The 17,993-nt window shown below is 46.0% G+C and carries 15 protein-coding genes and 2 pseudogenes; 13 read left to right on the top strand and 4 right to left on the bottom strand.

What is annotated here, in order from left to right; translation table 11 throughout:
• Positions 1-57: 57 nt before the first annotated feature.
• On the bottom strand, positions 58-444 hold the full coding sequence (locus tag HYN59_RS02595; RefSeq protein ID WP_108776776.1) for a DUF423 domain-containing protein: 387 nt from the start codon (positions 442-444) through the stop codon (positions 58-60).
• Between the two features lie 112 nt (positions 445-556).
• On the opposite strand from HYN59_RS02595, the gene HYN59_RS02600 reads away from it, so the two are divergent.
• The gene (locus tag HYN59_RS02600) at positions 557-1,927 is read left to right on the top strand and encodes a saccharopine dehydrogenase family protein (RefSeq protein WP_108776777.1); all 1,371 of its coding nucleotides are present in this window, start codon (positions 557-559) and stop codon (positions 1,925-1,927) included.
• Between the two features lie 306 nt (positions 1,928-2,233).
• Positions 2,234-2,704 (top strand): Lrp/AsnC family transcriptional regulator, encoded by a 471-nt coding sequence (locus HYN59_RS02610; RefSeq protein ID WP_108776779.1) that lies wholly within the window; start codon positions 2,234-2,236, stop codon positions 2,702-2,704.
• 146 nt (positions 2,705-2,850) lie between these two features.
• On the opposite strand, the gene HYN59_RS02615 is transcribed toward HYN59_RS02610, so the two are convergent.
• A complete protein-coding gene (locus HYN59_RS02615; RefSeq protein ID WP_108776780.1) occupies positions 2,851-3,558 on the bottom strand; it encodes a zinc metallopeptidase in 708 nt (235 codons plus the stop codon).
• A gap of 559 nt (positions 3,559-4,117) precedes the next feature.
• Positions 4,118-7,768 (bottom strand): class I tRNA ligase family protein, encoded by a 3,651-nt coding sequence (locus HYN59_RS02620; protein ID WP_108776781.1) that lies wholly within the window; start codon positions 7,766-7,768, stop codon positions 4,118-4,120.
• A gap of 202 nt (positions 7,769-7,970) precedes the next feature.
• On the opposite strand from HYN59_RS02620, the gene HYN59_RS02625 reads away from it, so the two are divergent.
• The 6 genes and pseudogenes from HYN59_RS02625 (at position 7,971) to HYN59_RS02650 (ending at position 12,094) form a co-directional block, all read left to right on the top strand.
• Positions 7,971-8,843 (top strand): cell division protein FtsX, encoded by an 873-nt coding sequence (locus tag HYN59_RS02625; protein ID WP_108776782.1) that lies wholly within the window; start codon positions 7,971-7,973, stop codon positions 8,841-8,843.
• Positions 8,844-8,955: 112 nt separating this feature from the next.
• Positions 8,956-9,183: pseudogene (locus HYN59_RS02630) on the top strand (DUF3098 domain-containing protein); the annotation flags it as partial.
• A 120-nt stretch (positions 9,184-9,303) separates the two neighbouring features.
• Positions 9,304-10,110: an undecaprenyl-diphosphate phosphatase gene (locus HYN59_RS02635; RefSeq protein ID WP_108776784.1), complete on the top strand. Its 807-nt coding sequence runs from the start codon at positions 9,304-9,306 to the stop codon at positions 10,108-10,110.
• Positions 10,111-10,117: 7 nt separating this feature from the next.
• A complete protein-coding gene (gene truB / locus HYN59_RS02640; RefSeq protein WP_108776785.1) occupies positions 10,118-10,819 on the top strand; it encodes a tRNA pseudouridine(55) synthase TruB in 702 nt (233 codons plus the stop codon).
• Positions 10,820-10,821: 2 nt separating this feature from the next.
• Entirely contained in the window at positions 10,822-11,448 is a 627-nt protein-coding gene (locus HYN59_RS02645; protein WP_108776786.1) for a hypothetical protein, read from the top strand.
• A 52-nt stretch (positions 11,449-11,500) separates the two neighbouring features.
• The gene (locus tag HYN59_RS02650) at positions 11,501-12,094 is read left to right on the top strand and encodes a YiiX/YebB-like N1pC/P60 family cysteine hydrolase (RefSeq protein ID WP_245895649.1); all 594 of its coding nucleotides are present in this window, start codon (positions 11,501-11,503) and stop codon (positions 12,092-12,094) included.
• A gap of 60 nt (positions 12,095-12,154) precedes the next feature.
• Here the strand turns inward: HYN59_RS02650 and HYN59_RS02655 are convergent, their stop codons facing one another.
• Positions 12,155-12,757, bottom strand: a complete 603-nt coding sequence (locus HYN59_RS02655) for a thioredoxin family protein (RefSeq protein ID WP_108776787.1) — start codon at positions 12,755-12,757, stop codon at positions 12,155-12,157.
• A gap of 90 nt (positions 12,758-12,847) precedes the next feature.
• Between HYN59_RS02655 and HYN59_RS02660 the strand changes: the two genes are divergently transcribed.
• The 5 genes and pseudogenes from HYN59_RS02660 (at position 12,848) to HYN59_RS02680 (ending at position 17,963) form a co-directional block, all read left to right on the top strand.
• On the top strand, positions 12,848-13,627 hold the full coding sequence (locus HYN59_RS02660; RefSeq protein ID WP_108776788.1) for a patatin-like phospholipase family protein: 780 nt from the start codon (positions 12,848-12,850) through the stop codon (positions 13,625-13,627).
• Positions 13,628-13,818: 191 nt separating this feature from the next.
• A pseudogene (gene pyrH / locus HYN59_RS02665) lies at positions 13,819-14,525 on the top strand (UMP kinase).
• A gap of 18 nt (positions 14,526-14,543) precedes the next feature.
• A complete protein-coding gene (frr, locus tag HYN59_RS02670) occupies positions 14,544-15,107 on the top strand; it encodes a ribosome recycling factor (RefSeq protein ID WP_108776789.1) in 564 nt (187 codons plus the stop codon).
• Between the two features lie 81 nt (positions 15,108-15,188).
• Complete coding sequence (locus tag HYN59_RS02675) at positions 15,189-15,434, top strand: hypothetical protein (RefSeq protein WP_108776790.1); 246 nt, start codon at positions 15,189-15,191, stop codon at positions 15,432-15,434.
• 45 nt (positions 15,435-15,479) lie between these two features.
• Positions 15,480-17,963: a DUF5686 family protein gene (locus HYN59_RS02680; protein WP_108776791.1), complete on the top strand. Its 2,484-nt coding sequence runs from the start codon at positions 15,480-15,482 to the stop codon at positions 17,961-17,963.
• Positions 17,964-17,993 lie beyond the last annotated feature (30 nt).

The following is a 17,993-nucleotide window of genomic DNA, read 5'->3' on the forward strand; positions in this document are numbered from 1 at the left end:
GTTTCAAAGGGCAAAAGTAAAAAATAAATTGTTACAAAGTAAGAATTTGAAGAATTTTTATCCTTTTCGCCTCATTATATGCAAAAACAATACAGCCCATGCCGATATAAGTAACAATCCTCCAATAGGCGTTATAAAACCGATTTTCTTAAAATCAAAAGAAAACAGTGAATTACAAGCTAAAAAATAGATGGAAAATGAAAAAAACAGGACTCCCGTCAGCACTAATCCCAAAATTGCCTTTTTAGCTTTCTGCGAAACCATAGGGGTGATCCCGACAAACAGCAAAAACAGTGCGTGGTACATTTGGTAACGCACACCCGTCTCAAAAACCGCTACCTGCTCAGGCGCAAGCAACTCCTTGAGGCTGTGGGCACCGAAAGCGCCAAGTATTATCCCTATTGCACCCAAAACGCCCGCCGCTGCTATGATTTTCCTGTCCATTTTATTTTGATTTGATGGTAAAGTTAAAAAGTTTTCGCACAATTAACACCGAAAAGTTTTTAGAAAAATAACATTTGGACTACTTTCGTGTTATAATTGGGAAAATACTACTATGAGGAATATTTTGATTATTGGCGCAGGCCGTTCCGCTTCGTCATTAATAGAATACCTGTTGAACAAATCGGAGGCGGAGAACCTTCATATCACGATAGGCGACCTTTCTGCAGAGCTTGCACAACGCAAGACCAAAGGGCATCCACGGGCTTCGGCCATCACGTTTGACATTTTTGACGAAAATCAAAGAAAAGAAGAGATAAGCAAGGCCGATGTGGTCATATCCATGCTGCCGGCACACCTGCATTTTGAAGTAGCGAAAGACTGCATTACTTACAAGAAACACATGGTTACGGCTTCCTACATCAGCCCGGCCATGCAGGACCTTGACGCGCAGGTAAAAGCAAACAACCTTATTTTCATGAACGAAATAGGGCTCGACCCCGGCATCGACCACATGAGCGCCATGAAAATCATTGAGGAAATAAGGGATAAAGGTGGCAAAGTGCTGTTGTTCGAATCGTTCTGCGGCGGACTTGTTGCCCCGGAAAGCGACAACAACCTGTGGAACTACAAGTTTACCTGGAACCCGCGCAACGTAGTACTTGCCGGACAGGGAGGCGCAGCGAAATTCATACAGGAAGGCACCTACAAATACATCCCGTACAACAAGCTCTTCCGCCGTACGGAATTTATGGATGTGGAAGGCTATGGCCGTTTTGAAGGCTATGCTAACCGCGATTCGCTTAAATACCGCAGTGTTTACGGCCTTGATGATGCACTCACACTGTATCGTGGCACGCTCCGCAGGGTGGGCTATTCCAAATCATGGAATATGTTCATACAGCTTGGCATGACCGACGATACCTATGTAATGGAGGATACGGAAACAATGAGCTACCGCGAATTCACCAACTCATTCCTGCCTTACCATCCTACCGATTCGGTGGAACTGAAGCTTAGGCATATCCTGAAGATCGACCAGGACGACATCCAGTGGGATAAACTGGTGGAACTCGACCTTTTTGACGACACTAAGATAGTTGGCCTTCGCAACGCAACACCCGCCCAGATACTGGAAAAAATACTATCTGACAAATGGACGCTGAAGCCGGACGATAAAGACATGATCGTAATGTACCATAAGATCGGCTATGTGCTCGAAGGTAAAGAACACCAGATTGATGCCACTATGGTTTGCATCGGCGATGACCAGACTTATACTGCAATGGCAAAAACTGTAGGACTGCCTGTAGCCATGGCGGCGCTACAGATACTCAATGGCAATATAACCACTCCGGGCGTACAGCTTCCGATAAACCGCGAAGTGTACCTCCCGATACTCAAAGAACTGGAAGAATTTGGGGTTGTCTTCAATGAAAAGCATGTTCCGTACGAAGGGTATAACCCCGACAATGTAGCAAGCTAGCCCCACTTAACTAACCCAAACTCCGAAACCTCCCGCTAACTACGGGAGGTTTCACTTTTTATCATCTCTTTCCACTACATAGGCGAGCATAAGCACGCAAATCTTCTTTCCGGCAACGAGGAATTGTTTCTCGCAAAGGCACAAAAACGCAAAGCTTAAGACCCTAATATTGCGTCGCAATATTTTGCGTCTTAAAATATATTGTCTCGGCATGAGTCTTGGCGGCTTAGCGCTTTGCGTGAAATTAAAAACATCTTTATTCCAAATTGGAATTGAATCTTTATATTTGATTACAAATTGCAACCCATGAAGATCAATTCACTACAAATAGAAATAGACGGAATCGATAAAGAGATATTGCGCTACCTCATGGAAGATGCCCGTAAGCCCATACTCCAGATAGCTGCAAAGATCGGTATATCGGGTGCGGCCATCCACCAAAGGCTGCGCAAGCTGGAGCAGGCCGGTGTGATAGCGGGTTCGCGGTTTATTGTGGACACCAAAGTTTTGGGCTACAGTACCATGGCTTTCGTGGGCATTTACCTCGAAAAAGCATCCAACAACCCGGAAGTAGTGAAAGAACTCCGCAAAATCCCTGAGGTATTGGAATCGCACTATACTACAGGAGACTGGTCCATACTCATCAAGATCATTTGTAGGGATAACGAGCACCTTATGCAGCTTCTCAACCACAAGATACAGCCCATCAGCGGGGTATCACGAACGGAGACGTTCATTTCGCTGGAGCAGCAGATTGAGCGGCAGATACAATTATAGCCCCCTAACCCCCGAAGGGGGAACTCCACTCAAACCGATTAGCAACCGTGGGAAATTCCCCCTTTGGGGGTCAGGGGGGTTGAGTAAAAAAATAAAAAAACCGCCCGGAGTCCGGACGGTTTGGGGATAAATATATAGAAAGGGGATTAATCCCTTGAACCTCCGAATATCCTGAGGCCAAAGTATACCAGCATTGCGAGCGAGCCTATTGCTGCTACAACATACGTGCGGGCGGCCCATTTGAGGGAATCTTCTGCGCCGGCATATTCCTGTTGGGTAAGCATGTTTTTATTCTTTAGCCAGGCTAAAGCACGGTTGCTGGCATCATATTCTACCGGAAGTGTAATAAAAGTAAACAGTGTAGTAAGTCCATACAGCAACAATCCCGCAACAGCCATATAAAAACCAAAGCCCATGTGTGCACCCGCTGCCAGCACAAGGCCGAGCACCAATAAGATTTGCGAAAGGTTAGACGCTACGTTCACCACCGGCACCAACTGCGAACGGAATGCGAGCATACTATAAGCCGTGGCATGCTGCACGGCATGGCCTACCTCGTGCGCCGCAACCGCAGCAGCGGCCGCATTGCGTTGGTTATATACTGCCTCGCTCAGGTTTACTGTTTTGTCTGCGGGGTTATAGTGGTCCGTCAGCCTTCCAGCGGTCGAGATAACGCGCACGTCATAAATGCCGTTGTCGTTCAGCATTTTCTGTGCGATTTCTGCCCCGCTCATATTATTGCGAAGGTGGACTTTAGAATAATATTCAAACTTGCTTTTCAGCCTCGAGCTTACAGCAAAACTTACAAGGGCGATAGCGCCCAGGATGATCCAATACAAAGCATCTCCGTACATTTTCTTTTCGTTTATTGATTTGTGTACATTTCATCAAATTACGAACCAAATGATATTAAGGAAAAGTTAATGACAGTTTGGCGGTTTAGCTGACGGAATTGCAGTTGTTTATTTTCAGTAACACGGAGTGCATTATAATAAGCGTAGTTCCTGCTGTATGCACTATATCCCTGTCCGCAGCGACGGTAGGGAGGATACGCCTGCCTCCCGGCAGGCAGGTTCCTTCAAGGCTAAAGGAAACTTTGGGCGTCTTTGAACGTCGGGAATTGCCAATATAACGTGGCGGTAGAGACACATTGAATGTGTCTCACATAAAACAAATCAATGCGCTAGACACAGGCACTGCTCTACTGAAGTGGTACAAAACAAAAACTCCGGAGAGACTATTCTTTCCGGAGTTTCCAACCTGCAAGGTTTTGAAGAACCTTGTAGGTTTAAGTTGTAACAAATAAGAATACTTTTTCCATTTCGACGCAGGAGAAATCTCAATTTATTCGCAATATTTTCTGAGATTTCTCTCTCCGCAAGCTCCGATCGAAATGGAAAAACGGTTAGTTCATTACGCCACAATGTTAATGATCCTGCCCGGAACGACAATCACCTTTTTAGGTGCTGCGCCGCCCAGCTGCTGGGCTGTCCGCTCGTCGGCGAGGATGGCTTTTTCGATGTCTTCTTTACTCATATCCATCGGCAATTCGATAGTGAAGCGGGTCTTGCCGTTGAACGATACGGGATACTCCTTGCTGCTCTCCACCAGGTATTCCGGGTTGAAGATTGGGAACGGCACCTGCGAGATGCTGCCCTGATGGCCCAATCGGTGCCAAAGCTCCTCTGCGATGTGCGGGGCGTATGGCGATATCAGTATAGCCAATGGCTCGAGGATTACGCGCTCGTGGCAATTCATGGCGGTAAGCTCATTCACGGCGATCATAAAGGAGCTCACCGAGGTATTGAACGAGAAGTTCTCGATATCCTCCTGCGTTTTCCTGATGGTCTTGTGCAATGTCTTGTAGGCTTCCTTACTTCCCGGATTGGCGGTCACAATAAGCCCGTTATCATCAAAATACAGTTTCCAAAGCTTTTTCAGGAACCCGGAAACACCGGTGATACCCGCGGTATTCCAGGGCTTGGCTTGTTCTAATGGTCCGAGGAACATTTCGTACAGGCGAAGGGTATCGGCACCATATTGCTCACAAATGTCGTCTGGAGTTACTACATTGTATTTGGACTTGGACATTTTCTCGACTTCGCGGGAAACTTTGAAAATAAGGCTTTCATCGGTTAGAAAAATAGCATCTTTATAATCAACTCTCCATTTTGAGAATAGAAAAGTATCTAATTCATTCCCTGCATTAACTGTAGAGATGTCAACATGTATCAAATTTGTAAAAATTTCAGGAGTATTTTCAAATTTACCAGACTCCAACTGTTTTCTTAATGTATCAAACCTCCTATCATTCCAAATTAGTTTCAAAACTTGTTTTTCAATCTCTGATGAATTTAACCCAGAAGTAACAAATATTGCAGGATAATACTCAGACGAGGTAGGGGTATCTTCAATCAAATCTTTAGGATTTATATATTTAAACACAAATCCAACCCTTTGAATAAACGCGCTCATCCCCAATATCATTCCCTGGTTGATCAGCTTTTTAAAAGGCTCTTCCTTCGTAATAAAGCCCCTGTCCTTTAAGAACTTATTCCAGAAACGGCTGTACAATAAGTGGCCCGTGGCATGCTCGCTTCCGCCGATGTACAGGTCAACGTCCTGCCAGTAGGCTTCCGCTTTATCGGATATGAATTCGTCGTCGTTGTGCGGATCCATATAGCGCAGCCAGTACCATGAGCTGCCTGCCCATCCCGGCATGGTGTTGAGTTCCAATGGGAATACCGTCACGTTATCGATCAGGTCGTTGGACACTACTTTATTCTCTGCAGTACTCCACGCCCATTCGCGGGAGTTGCCCAGTGGCGGCTGACCGTCTTCAGTTGGCAGGTATTTCTCCACTTCCGGAAGGTGTACCGGTAAATGCGCTTTGTCGATCATCTGCGGCAGGCCGTTCACGTAATATACGGGGAACGGTTCGCCCCAGTACCTCTGGCGGCTGAACACGGCGTCGCGAAGGCGGTAATTGGTCTTGCCCCTGCCCTGTTGTATGCCTTCCAAAGCCTCGATTACTGCCTTTGTGGCCTGCTTGTAGTTTAGCCCATCCAGGAAGTCCGAATTCATCAGCTTCACATTGTCTTTCGAACCATATGCCTCCGCGGAAATATCCACATCGTCAAAAATGTTCTTTATGGCAATGCCGAAATGCTTCGCGAAGTCGTAATCCCTCTGGTCACCCGCAGGCACGGCCATTACCGCGCCCGTACCGTAACCGGCAAGAACGTAGTCCCCTATCCAGATTGGAATAGGCTCTTTGGTAAACGGATGCTCGGCATAGGCTCCCGTGAACACGCCCGAAATGGTCTTTACATCGGCCATACGGTCGCGCTCACTGCGTTTTGCCGTAGCTTCCACATAGGCATCCACAGCTGCTTTCTGATCCGGTGTCGTGATCTTTGCCACGAGCTCATGCTCCGGCGCCAGTGTCATGAATGTCACCCCAAAGATCGTATCAGGGCGCGTGGTGAATACTTCTATTTTGTATTGGCTTTCTACATCTTCGCCTACTTCGGAGAAGATGTCGCGGAAGAAGGAGCGAATGCCAAGGCCGTCTTTGTGATCTGTCCTCCCCCCGGCACTCTCTTCAGACCTCACCCCCGGCCCCTCTGAAGAAGACCCAGTCAGAGTATCGTCCTTATTCGGCCTCACCCCCGACCCCTCTCCAAAGGAGAGGGGAGCGAGATCCGATATTTCATGATATGATTTACGGTTATCTAAGGCAATACGAATATTCGAAACAACAGAATCCGTATCATCAATAACTTCTTCATTCGAAAAACGAAGCACCTTAAACATATATTTCTGTTCAAGTTCTAATGTGCGCTCCTCATCAAGAGTTGTTTGTTCCGGATCATTATGATAACCTCCGTCAACTTCAATGATAAGCCTCTTTTCAATAGATATAAAATCTGCAATATACTTTCCAATAGCGTGCTGTCTCCTAAATTTATCACCTAACTTTCTATTTCGCAAAGCTTCCCATAATAAAGCTTCTGCCTTGGTTAGTTCTTTACGATTTTCTTTACTGTGCTGAATAAGTTTCCCGGCAATTGACTTATCAGCTGTACGGTATCCCATTTCACCTCCTACTTCTCCAGCATGAGTTCCCCTCTCCTTTGGAGAGGGGTTAGGGGTGAGGCCAATTTTAGGGGTGAGGTCTGATGGAATTACGTTAAAAATAACCGAAGCCCCTACCGACTTCCCTATCCAGTTCCTTTGGCTTTCTTTCAGGCTTTCCGTCCAGTCGATAGTTTCAAGGCCCTGCAATAACCTTTCGGCATACGCCGATATCCTCATGCTCCACTGGGTCATTTTCTTGCGGATAACGGGATAGCCGCCGCGTTCGGAAACGCCGTTCACTATTTCGTCGTTGGCGAGTACTGTTCCCAATGCAGGACACCAGTTCACTTCGGTTTCGGCAAGGTAGGTAAGGCGGTATTTAAGAAGGATGCGCTCCTGTTCTTCTTTGCTGTAGCCGTTCCAGGCATCGGCAGTGAATACATGGATATTGTCATCGCTTACGGCATTGACTTTAGCATTGCCATTGCCTTCAAATTCCGCGATAAGGGTGCAGATGCTTTCGGCTTTGTCGGTATCTTTATTATACCACGAGTTGAACAATTGGATGAAGATCCACTGCGTCCATTTATAATATTCCGGGTTGGAGGTACGCACCTCGCGGTCCCAGTCGAATGAGAATCCTATCTTGTCGAGCTGCTCACGATACCTGTTGATATTGGTCTCGGTAGTAATCGCAGGGTGCTGCCCGGTCTGGATGGCATACTGCTCTGCCGGAAGGCCAAAGCTATCGTAGCCCTGCGGGTGCAGCACATTGAAGCCTTTATGGCGTTTGTAGCGTGCATAGATATCACTGGCAATATAGCCCAGCGGATGGCCTACGTGCAGCCCGGCACCTGATGGGTAGGGAAACATATCCAGCACATAGTACTTGGGTTTATCGCTTATATCTTCGGCACGGAAAGTGCCGTTCTCTGCCCAGTATTTTTGCCAGCGGGCTTCAATTTCGTTAGGGTTGTATCTCATTTTTTGTGAAAAGTTCTTAGTGTCTGAGTTTCTTAGGTCCTTAAGGTGAAAGGGCAGGCAGCATCTCAGCCACTTAGCGCCTCAGTACCTAAGCACCTGCGGACGCAAATTTACGCTTATTGTACGAAAGTCAAAACTTTGCCCGTTATAAACTATGTATAAACAAATTCTTTATTTATTTTTACCGCTAAAACAGAAACCTATGGCATCATCTTTCGAAAAATTCCAGAAAAGGCGCGTTATCACCTCCTATTTTTCGGTAATACTCTGCATTTTCATCGTGCTTACCCTTTTGGGGGCGCTGGGGCTTTTCGTTATCAATACCGACAAGATATCGAGCCATGTGAAGGAGAACATCCCGCTTACCGTCTATTTTAAAAGGGAAGTGCCCGACAGCCTTAAGCAGGCTTTTGGCACCGAACTGAAAAATTCTGCCTTCATTAAGGACCAGGTGTATATCTCTAAAGAAGAAGCCGCTAAGAACAACCCGGATATCGTAGGTGACTATGAGACCCTTCTGGACAATAACCCGCTGCTGGATTCCTACGACATCCACCTGAAGGGCGGTTATGTACAGCCCGACAGCATTAAGGAAATAGAGATAAAGCTGCGCGCCAACCCAATCGTGGGCGACGTGAGTTATGATAATGTGCTGGTAGAGATGGCTAACCAGAACATCCAGAAGATAACGTTTTGGATACTGATCATCAGCGGTGTGCTGGCTATCATTGCGATGCTGCTTATCAATAGCGCATTGAGGCTGTCCATTTACTCCCACCGCTTTACGATAAAAACCATGCAGATGGTAGGCGCCACAAAATCGTTTATACGTAAGCCGTATGTATGGAAAGGCATGAGGCTGGGCTTTATAGGTTCTATCCTTGCGATACTGGCACTCGTTTACATAGTTTACTGGCTCGATGGCGAATTCCCTGCGCTGCACATCTGGGAAGACTGGATCCCTACAGCGATCGTGCTTGCTGGCGTACTGGTTTTCGGGATCATTATTGCAGCGATAAGCACATTCTTTGCAACGCAACGATTTTTGAACTTAAGGACGGATGACCTTTATTAAAAATTCCAAATAGCAAATCCCAAATTACAAACCTGAGAAAGTTTCAAATAGCAAATAACAAATTACAAACGGAGGGGACGTTCAAAAAACCTGAAACCTGAAACAAAATAAAATGAATAACGAAATAAAAACCCACTTCCTTTTTGAAAAGGTAAATTATAAAATATTGCTTATCGGACTTGGCGTTATTGCGCTTGGCTTTATCCTTATGGCAGGAGGCGGCAGCGATGACCCGAAGGTATTCAGCGATGCAATCTTTAACTTTCAAAGGATCAGGCTTGCACCGACAGTAGTACTTATAGGTTTCGGCATTACTATTTATGCCATACTTAAAAATCCGGCTGGTACTCCAGTTGCTGTCATAAAAGAAGACGCCAAAGCCGGGCAGCCTGCCTCATCAAACGACAGGCTTGTAGAGGAGCAGCCAATCAAGAATTTTACCAACAAAAAGAAAAAATAAATGGATCTTATCCAGTCGATCTTCATTGCCATTATTGAAGGGCTTACCGAGTATTTGCCTATTTCGTCTACCGCACACATGGTTTTTGTCAGCTCGTACTATGGCATACAGGATGATGAGTTCGTAAAGCTGTTCCAGGTATCCATACAGTTTGGGGCGATATTGGCGGTAGTAGCATTGTACTGGCGGAAATTTTTCGATTTCAGCAAACTTGGATTTTATGTAAAGCTGGCCTGCGCCGTAATCCCGGCATTATTGTTAGGCAAGTTGTTCGATGATATGATCGACGATGTATTGGGAAAGCCGAAACCAATCGCTATTATGCTTATTGCAGGCGGTGTCATACTGTTATTCATTGACAATTATTTTAAAGAGCCTAAAGTCTTCAAAGAAGAAGATATCTCTATAAAGAAAGCAATTACCATTGGCTTTTGGCAATGCCTTGCCATGATGCCGGGAACGAGCCGTGCCGCAGCTTCCATCATCGGGGGAATGCAGCAGGGGCTTACCCGCCAGGCCGCAGCCGAATTCTCCTTCTTCCTTGCGGTGCCAACAATGCTTGCTGTAACCACATATTCCATTTTCCTTAAAGAATACGGAAAAGCCAGTGAAAAAGGCTATGAGCTTTTGATGCAGGGCGACAACCTTAAGCTGTTCGCAATTGGTAATATCATCGCTTTCGTAGTTGCCATTATTGCCATCAAAGCATTTATAGGCGTTATCAAAAAGTACGGGTTCAAACCGTGGGGCTGGTACAGGATCGTAGCAGGTTCGCTACTGTTGGCCTATTTTACAATCTATAAATAATCCTCCATTGGCCACACCCGAAGAATTCCAGGAAGGAAAAGTTGTCCTTATCGATAAGCCATTGCACTGGAGCTCTTTCCAGGCGGTGAACAAAGTGAAATGGAGCCTGAAAAAACACCTTGGCCTCAAAAAGATAAAAGTGGGCCATGCCGGTACGCTCGACCCGTTGGCGACAGGACTATTGATCGTATGCACCGGGAAATTCACCAAGCGCATTACCGAGTTGCAGGGCATGGAAAAAGAGTACACCGGTACGTTTTACATCGGGGCTACTACCCCATCCTACGATCTGGAGACCGAAGTAAACGAAACCTTTTCTATTGATCACATTGATGAAAAGCTGATCCACGATACGCTTCCGCAATTCATAGGCGAGATCGATCAGAAACCACCCGTGTTCTCTGCCATAAAAAAAGACGGGAAGCGCCTGTATGAGCACGCCCGCAAAGGCGAAGAAGTAGAAATAGCTTCGCGCAAAACCACAATACACGAATTTGAGATCACACGCATTGCCCTGCCGGAAGTCGACTTCAGGGTGGTGTGCAGCAAAGGTACTTATATCCGCTCGCTGGCTTACGATTTTGGATTGGCTCTAAATTCAGGCGCACACTTAACGGCATTGCGGCGAACTAAAATTGGCGCATTCTCCGTTGATGATGCTATATCACCCGAAACTTTTGAAAACAGCCTTGAAAATCCCACTGCTTAAACATGGCATATAACTTCAAAACTGTTGTTAGCTGTCTTTTATTTTTAACATCTTTTTACTGCAATGCGCAGGACGATGAAAAAAAAGAAACAGTATTTATTACTCAGTCCGATCCCGGGGATAAAGCGGTGCCGGAATTCTATTTTGGGCAGCTTTCACTGTCAACACCTTTAAGGGGGAATCCATACCGCGATGAGATAAGGGCCGACTATGCAGCGCGTGGTGAGGAATATAAGCCAACAGTTTTAGATTATGTATTGCCCAACGGACTTAGCGCGCATATCGGTTTCGGCGTTCATTATAAATCATGGATCGGCTTTAGCACTAATACCGGGATCGACTGGATCGCTACCGAAAAAATAGTAGCTGCACCTGTGTATGGGAGCATTTTTTTTACCCCTCAAATTTGGGAGGAAACCAACTTATACTTGCAGGGAGGCTATGGTTATTCGTTCGCACTTGGGCGTGGAGACCTGTCAGGAGCCTACCAGAAATACAGGCTTGGCCTCATCTTTGATAATACCGGCTCTATATTCCTCGACGTAAGCATGAGCAATTTCCCGCTGCACGAACTGGAAAAAGTGGGAGCAATAAGCCTGGGAGTGGCCATTACTAATTTTGGATTATGAGATATCTGGCACTACTTTTTTAATTTTCACAACAGCTGTTTCCGCTCAAAAAGTGGAAGGTGATTCCGTAAGCTTCCTGAAAGACGGCGACCTCATATTCCAGGACATGGACTGCGGGCCATTGTGTGATGCGATTGAAGCCGTGACCGAAGGTTATAAGGGAAAAGACTTTAGCCATATGGGAATGGTGTACTTCCGTAACGATAGCTTATATATTATTGAAGCCGCGGGCAGCTCAGTGCGGCTGACAACATTGAAAAAGTTTTCACAAAACACTTCGAAAGAAATGCCTGTTTTCCGGCTGAAAGAGAAATACCGGAAACTGATACCGGCAGCAGTCGCATTTTCATTACAACAAATCGGTGTACCATATGATGAGGAATATGTTTACGACAATGGGGCTTACTACTGTTCGGAGCTTATCTACGACGCTTTCATGTTTGCCAATGGAGGAAAGCCTTTTTTTCAAATGACACCAATGACCTACAAGCAGCCCGGCACGAATGAATTTTTCCGTGCCTGGGTGGAATACTATAAATCAATTGGTAAACCTATCCCTGAAGGACTGCCGGGTTGTAATCCGGGCGGAATGTCGGTGTCGGATAAGATTGAGATAATCGCCCCCTTACCCCCAAAGGGGGAATAACCGGATAAGCTTAACGGATAATTCGCACTTTAGAATTTGAGTGAAATTCCCCCTTGGGGGTTAGGGGGCCTGTTCCAGCAGCAACATTAGCTCCTCCATCGTACTTATTCCCTTATCATGCAAATACCATTTTTGCAGGTCGGCTTTGGTTTCGGCAGGTATATGCCCGAATTTTTCTTTGGCATCCAATATAAGCTGGGCCGCACCCTGAGGCCTTGGGCCCCAGCTTCCTCTTACGGCAATTGTTGCAGGTTCAACTAAAATCAATTTTGGGATCGAGCGCGCTCCGTTGGTAAGGAAATTATCCATGAGCTCAATATTCTCGTCGCGCAAAACAATGCGCAGGTGCAGTTTATCCGAAGCTTCTGCAAGCTTGTTGATCACGGGAAGTATCTGTGCCGCATCGCCACACCATCCTTCGGAAATTACTAAAAGTGTGTATTCTTTTGTAAGGCCGCGGAGCCTTTCTTCTATTTCCCCGGGTATCGTAATGGTCTTGTCGAGACGGTTCATACGCACCTCATTGAGTGTGCTGTAATGGGTAAGGTCTTCACTTTGTGTGTCGCCGGTAGAAAGGCCTTCAAGAAGCAGTTGCGATACGTGGTTTCGGTATTCTTTGTAGCTATAGCTGTTACCAAGGCTTTTTTCGATCAGTACTTTCATAATTTGTGTCAAATTAACGATACTTTATCCTTACAAAAAGAAAGCCATATACCAAAAAACTGTAATTTAGTCAGGTTAATACCTTACATAATGAAATTTGACGGAAGCACTATAGGCCTTATCCTTTCGGGAGGCGGCTCTAAAGGCATTGCCCATGCGGGTGTACTGAAATTTTTTGATGAAGCCGGCATTGTCCCAAGCCATATAGCAGGAACCAGTTCGGGTGCCATAGTGTCGGCTTTATATGCCTGGGGTAAAAAGCCTGAGGAAATTCTGGAATTTTTTAAATCCATTTATTTTTTCCACTGGAAACATTTCACTTTCCGCAAAGCAGGTTTTATTGATTCGGAAGCTTTTAGGGATTATTTTACATCCATCTTTAAAGATGCCACCCTGGGCGATATGAAATTTAAAATGCACCTTACCGCGACCGACCTTGTTTCAGGCAAGCTAAGGATCTTTGGGGCTGAGACCAAAATTGCCGATGCCGTACTGGCTTCTTCGGCATTTCCAGGAATCATATCGCCTTATGAAATTGACGGCAAGCTGTACAGCGATGGCGGCATCATAAACCACTTCCCGACTGATATATTGCAAGGCAGGTGCGAAACGCTCATCGGCATTTATGTAAGCCCCATACAGAAAATCGAGGCCTCCGACCTAAAGTCTATAAAATCGGTGACCACCAGGGCCTACGACCTGCTTTCGGCCAACAGCAACATGCAGAAATTTACCTTGTGCGACTGGGTGATCAGCCCGGATGAACTGGCGCTATACAGCACTTTCGAAACCAACAAGGCAAAAATGGATGAGATATTCCAGATAGGGTACGAGGCTGCGAAGAAGTCGTATGGGGAGTTGATTGTGTAAAGCCTCCCCTTAGTCCTCTCCCCGACCTCTCTCCCAGGGAGAGGGGAGCTCAGACGCATTTGCCGGAATGAGTGAAGCTGCTCCCTCTCCTTTGGAGAGGGCCGGGGTGAGGTCAAACTCTTTCATATTGTTAAATTTCTATTTTGCGAAAAACTTTAATTACTATATTTGCACCATTCAAAATATACCCTATGAAATACAAGAGGATCCTGTTGAAGTTAAGCGGCGAAGCCCTTATGGGAGACAGGCAATATGGCATCGACCCGAAGAGGCTTGCAGAATATGCCGACGAAATAAAGCAGATACACGATAAAGGTGTGGAGATCGCCATTGTTATTGGCGGCGGCAATATCTTTAGGGGTGTAGCCGGTGCAAGTAACGGTATGGACAGGGTACAGGGCGATTATATGGGGATGCTTGCCACCGTAATAAACGGTATGGCGCTACAGGGCGCCCTTGAAGATGCCGGTATGCTGACCCGCCTTCAGACTGCCTTAAAAATTGAAGCTATAGCCGAGCCTTATATTAAAAGGAGGGCTGTACGCCACCTTGAAAAAGGGCGTATCGTAATATTTGGCGCGGGTACCGGAAATCCATATTTCACTACGGATACCGCCGCTGTACTAAGGGGGTGGAAGTGCACGCCGATGTGATACTGAAAGGCACACGTGTGGATGGCATTTATACTGCCGATCCTGAAAAAGACGCGACCGCTACAAAATATGACACACTTACCTTTGACGATGTATTAAAAAAAGGGCTTAATGTAATGGATACCACTGCCTTTACCCTTAGCCAGGAAAACGAGCTGCCTATCATTGTGTTTGACATGAACAAGGCCGGCAACCTGGTTAGGATATGCGAAGGCGAACTGGTAGGGACTACCGTAAATGTTTAATTTTTACCGATAAGAATTATCATGGAAGAAATCGATTTTATTTTAGACAGCACAAAAGAATCAATGGAAGGCTCTTTGGCCCACCTTGAAAAGGAATTCCTTAATATCCGTGCCGGCAAAGCCAGCCCGGCCATGCTCGGCGGCGTAAAGGTAGATTACTATGGTGCGGCAACACCGCTTTCGCAGGTAGCCAACATCAACACACCGGATGCGCGGACAATAACCATAACGCCATGGGAAAAAAGCATGCTGCACCCTATAGAGAAAGCCATCATGATCGCCAACCTTGGGTTTAACCCAATGAACAATGGCGACAACATCATTATCAACGTTCCCGCGCTTACCGAAGAAAGAAGGCGCGACCTGGTAAAACAAGCCAAAGGTGAAGCGGAAGATGCTAAGGTAGGTGTACGTAACGCCCGTAAGGATGCCAATACTGACATCAAGAAACTGGAGAAGGACGGCATGAGCGAGGACATTTGCAAAAGCGCAGAGGAAGACGTGCAGAAGCTTACCGACAGCTTTATCAAGAAGATCGATGAGCTGCTGGTGCACAAAGAAGCCGAGATCATGAAAGTATAATGCAAGCCCCGGTATAGGGGCTTTTTTATGCACCATAAATTCAAACAAAAACCGTTATCTTTACATATCAAATAAATTGCCATGGATATAGCTGCGAAAAAACTGGAATTGCTGGACTGGGTAATGCACCTCAGGGATAATGCCATGTTTGAAAAACTGCTTGCATTGAAAGCGGAAACAGATCAGGAAATTGTTGCTTATACTGTGAGTGGAGAACCTTTAACCCTGGAACAATACAAGGCAAAAATTGACAAAGGTATGCGCGATATTCAGGAGGGGCGCTACATGACCCATGAAGAATTACTAAAAGAAATGGAAACCTGGTAATTCTTAAATACCTATAACTAAAGACCTTTTCTTTAGTACACATCCATGAAAACCCTTACCCTGCTGCTTTTCTTTTTTACGTTATCCGTTGGCGCACAAACTGCCATTACGGTTACAGTAAAAGATGCCGAAAACAATAGCCCCCTTCCTTTCGCTACCGTTGAATCGAATGGCAAAAGCTTTATCGCCGATATTGACGGCAAGGTTGTCGTAACACATTCGGGCGTGATAACCGTAAGCTATACAGGCTATACATCGCAAAAGATTACTCCCGCAGCCGGGCGTAAATTTTATACGGTAAAGTTGCAGCCCCACATTGAACAACTGAAAGAAGTAGTCATAAGCGTTTCCAACCCTGCCAATGATATCATCGGCAGGGCGATAAGGCGAAAGCCAATCAACGACCCGCAGCAAAAACTCAGCAGCTTTAAATATAAATCTTACGACAGGCTTATCATCACCGCGAACCCCGACTCGATAAGCGGGAAAGTCGACTCTATATTTACCTATGAAAAAACGGGACGGCGGTTTGAAAAGGTCGATTCGGCAGGCTTTAAATTCAAAAAAATAATTGACAAACAGCACCTTTACCAGACTGAGAAGGTATCTGAATTCAAATTCAATAAAGAGCAGGGGCTAAAAGAAGATGTCCTGGCTACGCGTATGGCCGGCTTTAAAAAACCGCTATATGAATTCATTGGCCTTAAGCTGCAATCCTATTCGGTTTACTCCAATAAAATAGACCTTTTTGAAACCAAATATGCAGGTCCTTTGGCCTACGATGCCCTGTTGTATTACAATTATCGCATACTCGATACCGTTACCATCGACAACCGCAGCACTTATATGGTGTACTTTGTACCGAAACGGAAAAGCAAAAAAAGGCTGAAAGGCATCCTCTATATTGACACTGCCAATTATGGCGTGGCAAAGGCTGTGCTCCGGGTAAGGAACATGCTCGACATAACCTCGACACATTATTTTACGTATGAAAAAGACCAGGAACTTTGGTTCCCTGATAAAAAGACATTACAGATCGTAAAAGGGAACAATAAGGAGGATATAAAGATACTTGGCGAGACCATAAAGTTTGATGCCGTAACCGGCAATAGTAAAGAAAACCGCGAAAAAGAACCATCGGATTTTGTGTACCTGCTTTCGGAATCGTCTAATTTTGATAAGCAGTTCAACATTCCGCTCACCATCAGGCGCACTGCGGTTGCCATTGAGATACAGGACCAGGCCACAAACCGCCCTGAGGAATACTGGAATACTTTCCGCCGGGACACGCTGGACGCGCGCAGTATAAAGACCTATGTAGCGCTTGATAGTATTGTAGCAAAAGATAACTGGGAACAGCGTATCATCCTGGGCAGGAAGATTGTAAACGGATACCTGCCGGTGGGCTTTGTGGACATTGACCTCAGGCAGATCGTAAAATACAACAACTACGAAGGTTTCCGTGGAGGCATTGGCGGGGTGACCAATGATAAATTCTTTGAGATCTTCCGCCTGAGCGGTTATGGAGCCTATGGATCAAAAGACGGGCAGTTCAAGTTCAGTCTGGGCGCGGCATTGCGGCTGGGCAAATTTTCCAATTCATGGATAGGCGGTTCGTATACCGATGATGTAAAAGAAATTGCGAGTACCTCATTCGCCACCGACAAAAGGGTTTTCAAGATTTATGACCCACGACCGATAAACATCTCTACTTTCTACAACCACCAAACGTGGCTTGGATACATCGAAACCAAGATAATACCAAAGACCGAAAGCGTTTGGCAGCTTACCCGCAGCCGTATCGACCCGAAATTTGATTACGTATACACACCGAACGGTAACCCTTTTTCCGTATTCCACCTCACTACCGCATCCGTCGCCTTGCAATGGAACCCTTTTAGCGATTTCATGCAGACCCCGAACGGCAGGCTGGAAGTTGAAAAGCGCTTCCCGAAGTTTGCCTTCCAGTACACCCAGTCGGTTGCCGGGTTGCTCGATAGCGACTTTACCTTTGGCAAGCTGGATTTCAGAGCGGAATTTGAACAGAAGTACCTCAACGGTCAAAAGACATCGGCCCTTATACAAACCGGGGTTGCCGTAGGCAATACGCCCCTGACACACCTGTACAGTACATCGCCGAACAACCTGGACAAAGACGGTGTGCTGGAGCGCATTACCTTAGCCGGCAAGAATAGTTTTGAGACGATGTATTTTAACGAATTCTTCTCAAGCCAATATATGATGGTACAGCTAAAGCATGGCCTGACACGGTTCACCATCTTCCGCAGCCTGAAGCTATCCCCCATGCTGGTGACCCGTTTTGCGTGGGGTAACATGAATCATAAGGAAGAGCACGTGGGCCTGCAATACAACACGCTTGAGAAAGGGTATTATGAAAGCGGGCTCGAATTCAATGAAATATTCAAAGGGCTGGGACTATCAGCATTTTACCGCTACGGGCCGTACCACCTGCCTATTGTAGACAGGAATATTTCGGTGAAGGTATCGTTCGTGCTCAATTTGTTTTAAGTATGTCCAAATTCAAACTTTAGAAAACCG

Source organism: Flavobacterium album, assembly GCF_003096035.1.
In the GTDB taxonomy this organism is placed as follows: domain Bacteria; phylum Bacteroidota; class Bacteroidia; order Flavobacteriales; family Flavobacteriaceae; genus Flavobacterium; species Flavobacterium album.

Bases quoted from the DNA above. Each gene is read 5' to 3' on its own strand.
- HYN59_RS02595 (WP_108776776.1), bottom strand. From the start codon at position 444: ATGGACAGGAAAATCATAGCAGCGGCGGGCGTTTTGGGTGCAATAGGG.
- HYN59_RS02655 (WP_108776787.1), bottom strand. From the start codon at position 12,757: ATGAAAGTACTGATCGAAAAAAGCCTTGGTAACAGCTATAGCTACAAA.
- HYN59_RS02600 (WP_108776777.1), top strand. From the start codon at position 557: ATGAGGAATATTTTGATTATTGGCGCAGGCCGTTCCGCTTCGTCATTA.
- HYN59_RS02635 (WP_108776784.1), top strand. From the start codon at position 9,304: ATGGATCTTATCCAGTCGATCTTCATTGCCATTATTGAAGGGCTTACC.
- HYN59_RS02625 (WP_108776782.1), top strand. From the start codon at position 7,971: ATGGCATCATCTTTCGAAAAATTCCAGAAAAGGCGCGTTATCACCTCC.
- HYN59_RS02675 (WP_108776790.1), top strand. From the start codon at position 15,189: ATGGATATAGCTGCGAAAAAACTGGAATTGCTGGACTGGGTAATGCAC.
- HYN59_RS02610 (WP_108776779.1), top strand. From the start codon at position 2,234: ATGAAGATCAATTCACTACAAATAGAAATAGACGGAATCGATAAAGAG.
- HYN59_RS02645 (WP_108776786.1), top strand. From the start codon at position 10,822: ATGGCATATAACTTCAAAACTGTTGTTAGCTGTCTTTTATTTTTAACA.
- HYN59_RS02680 (WP_108776791.1), top strand. From the start codon at position 15,480: ATGAAAACCCTTACCCTGCTGCTTTTCTTTTTTACGTTATCCGTTGGC.
- HYN59_RS02615 (WP_108776780.1), bottom strand. From the start codon at position 3,558: ATGTACGGAGATGCTTTGTATTGGATCATCCTGGGCGCTATCGCCCTT.
- HYN59_RS02660 (WP_108776788.1), top strand. From the start codon at position 12,848: ATGAAATTTGACGGAAGCACTATAGGCCTTATCCTTTCGGGAGGCGGC.
- HYN59_RS02620 (WP_108776781.1), bottom strand. From the start codon at position 7,768: ATGAGATACAACCCTAACGAAATTGAAGCCCGCTGGCAAAAATACTGG.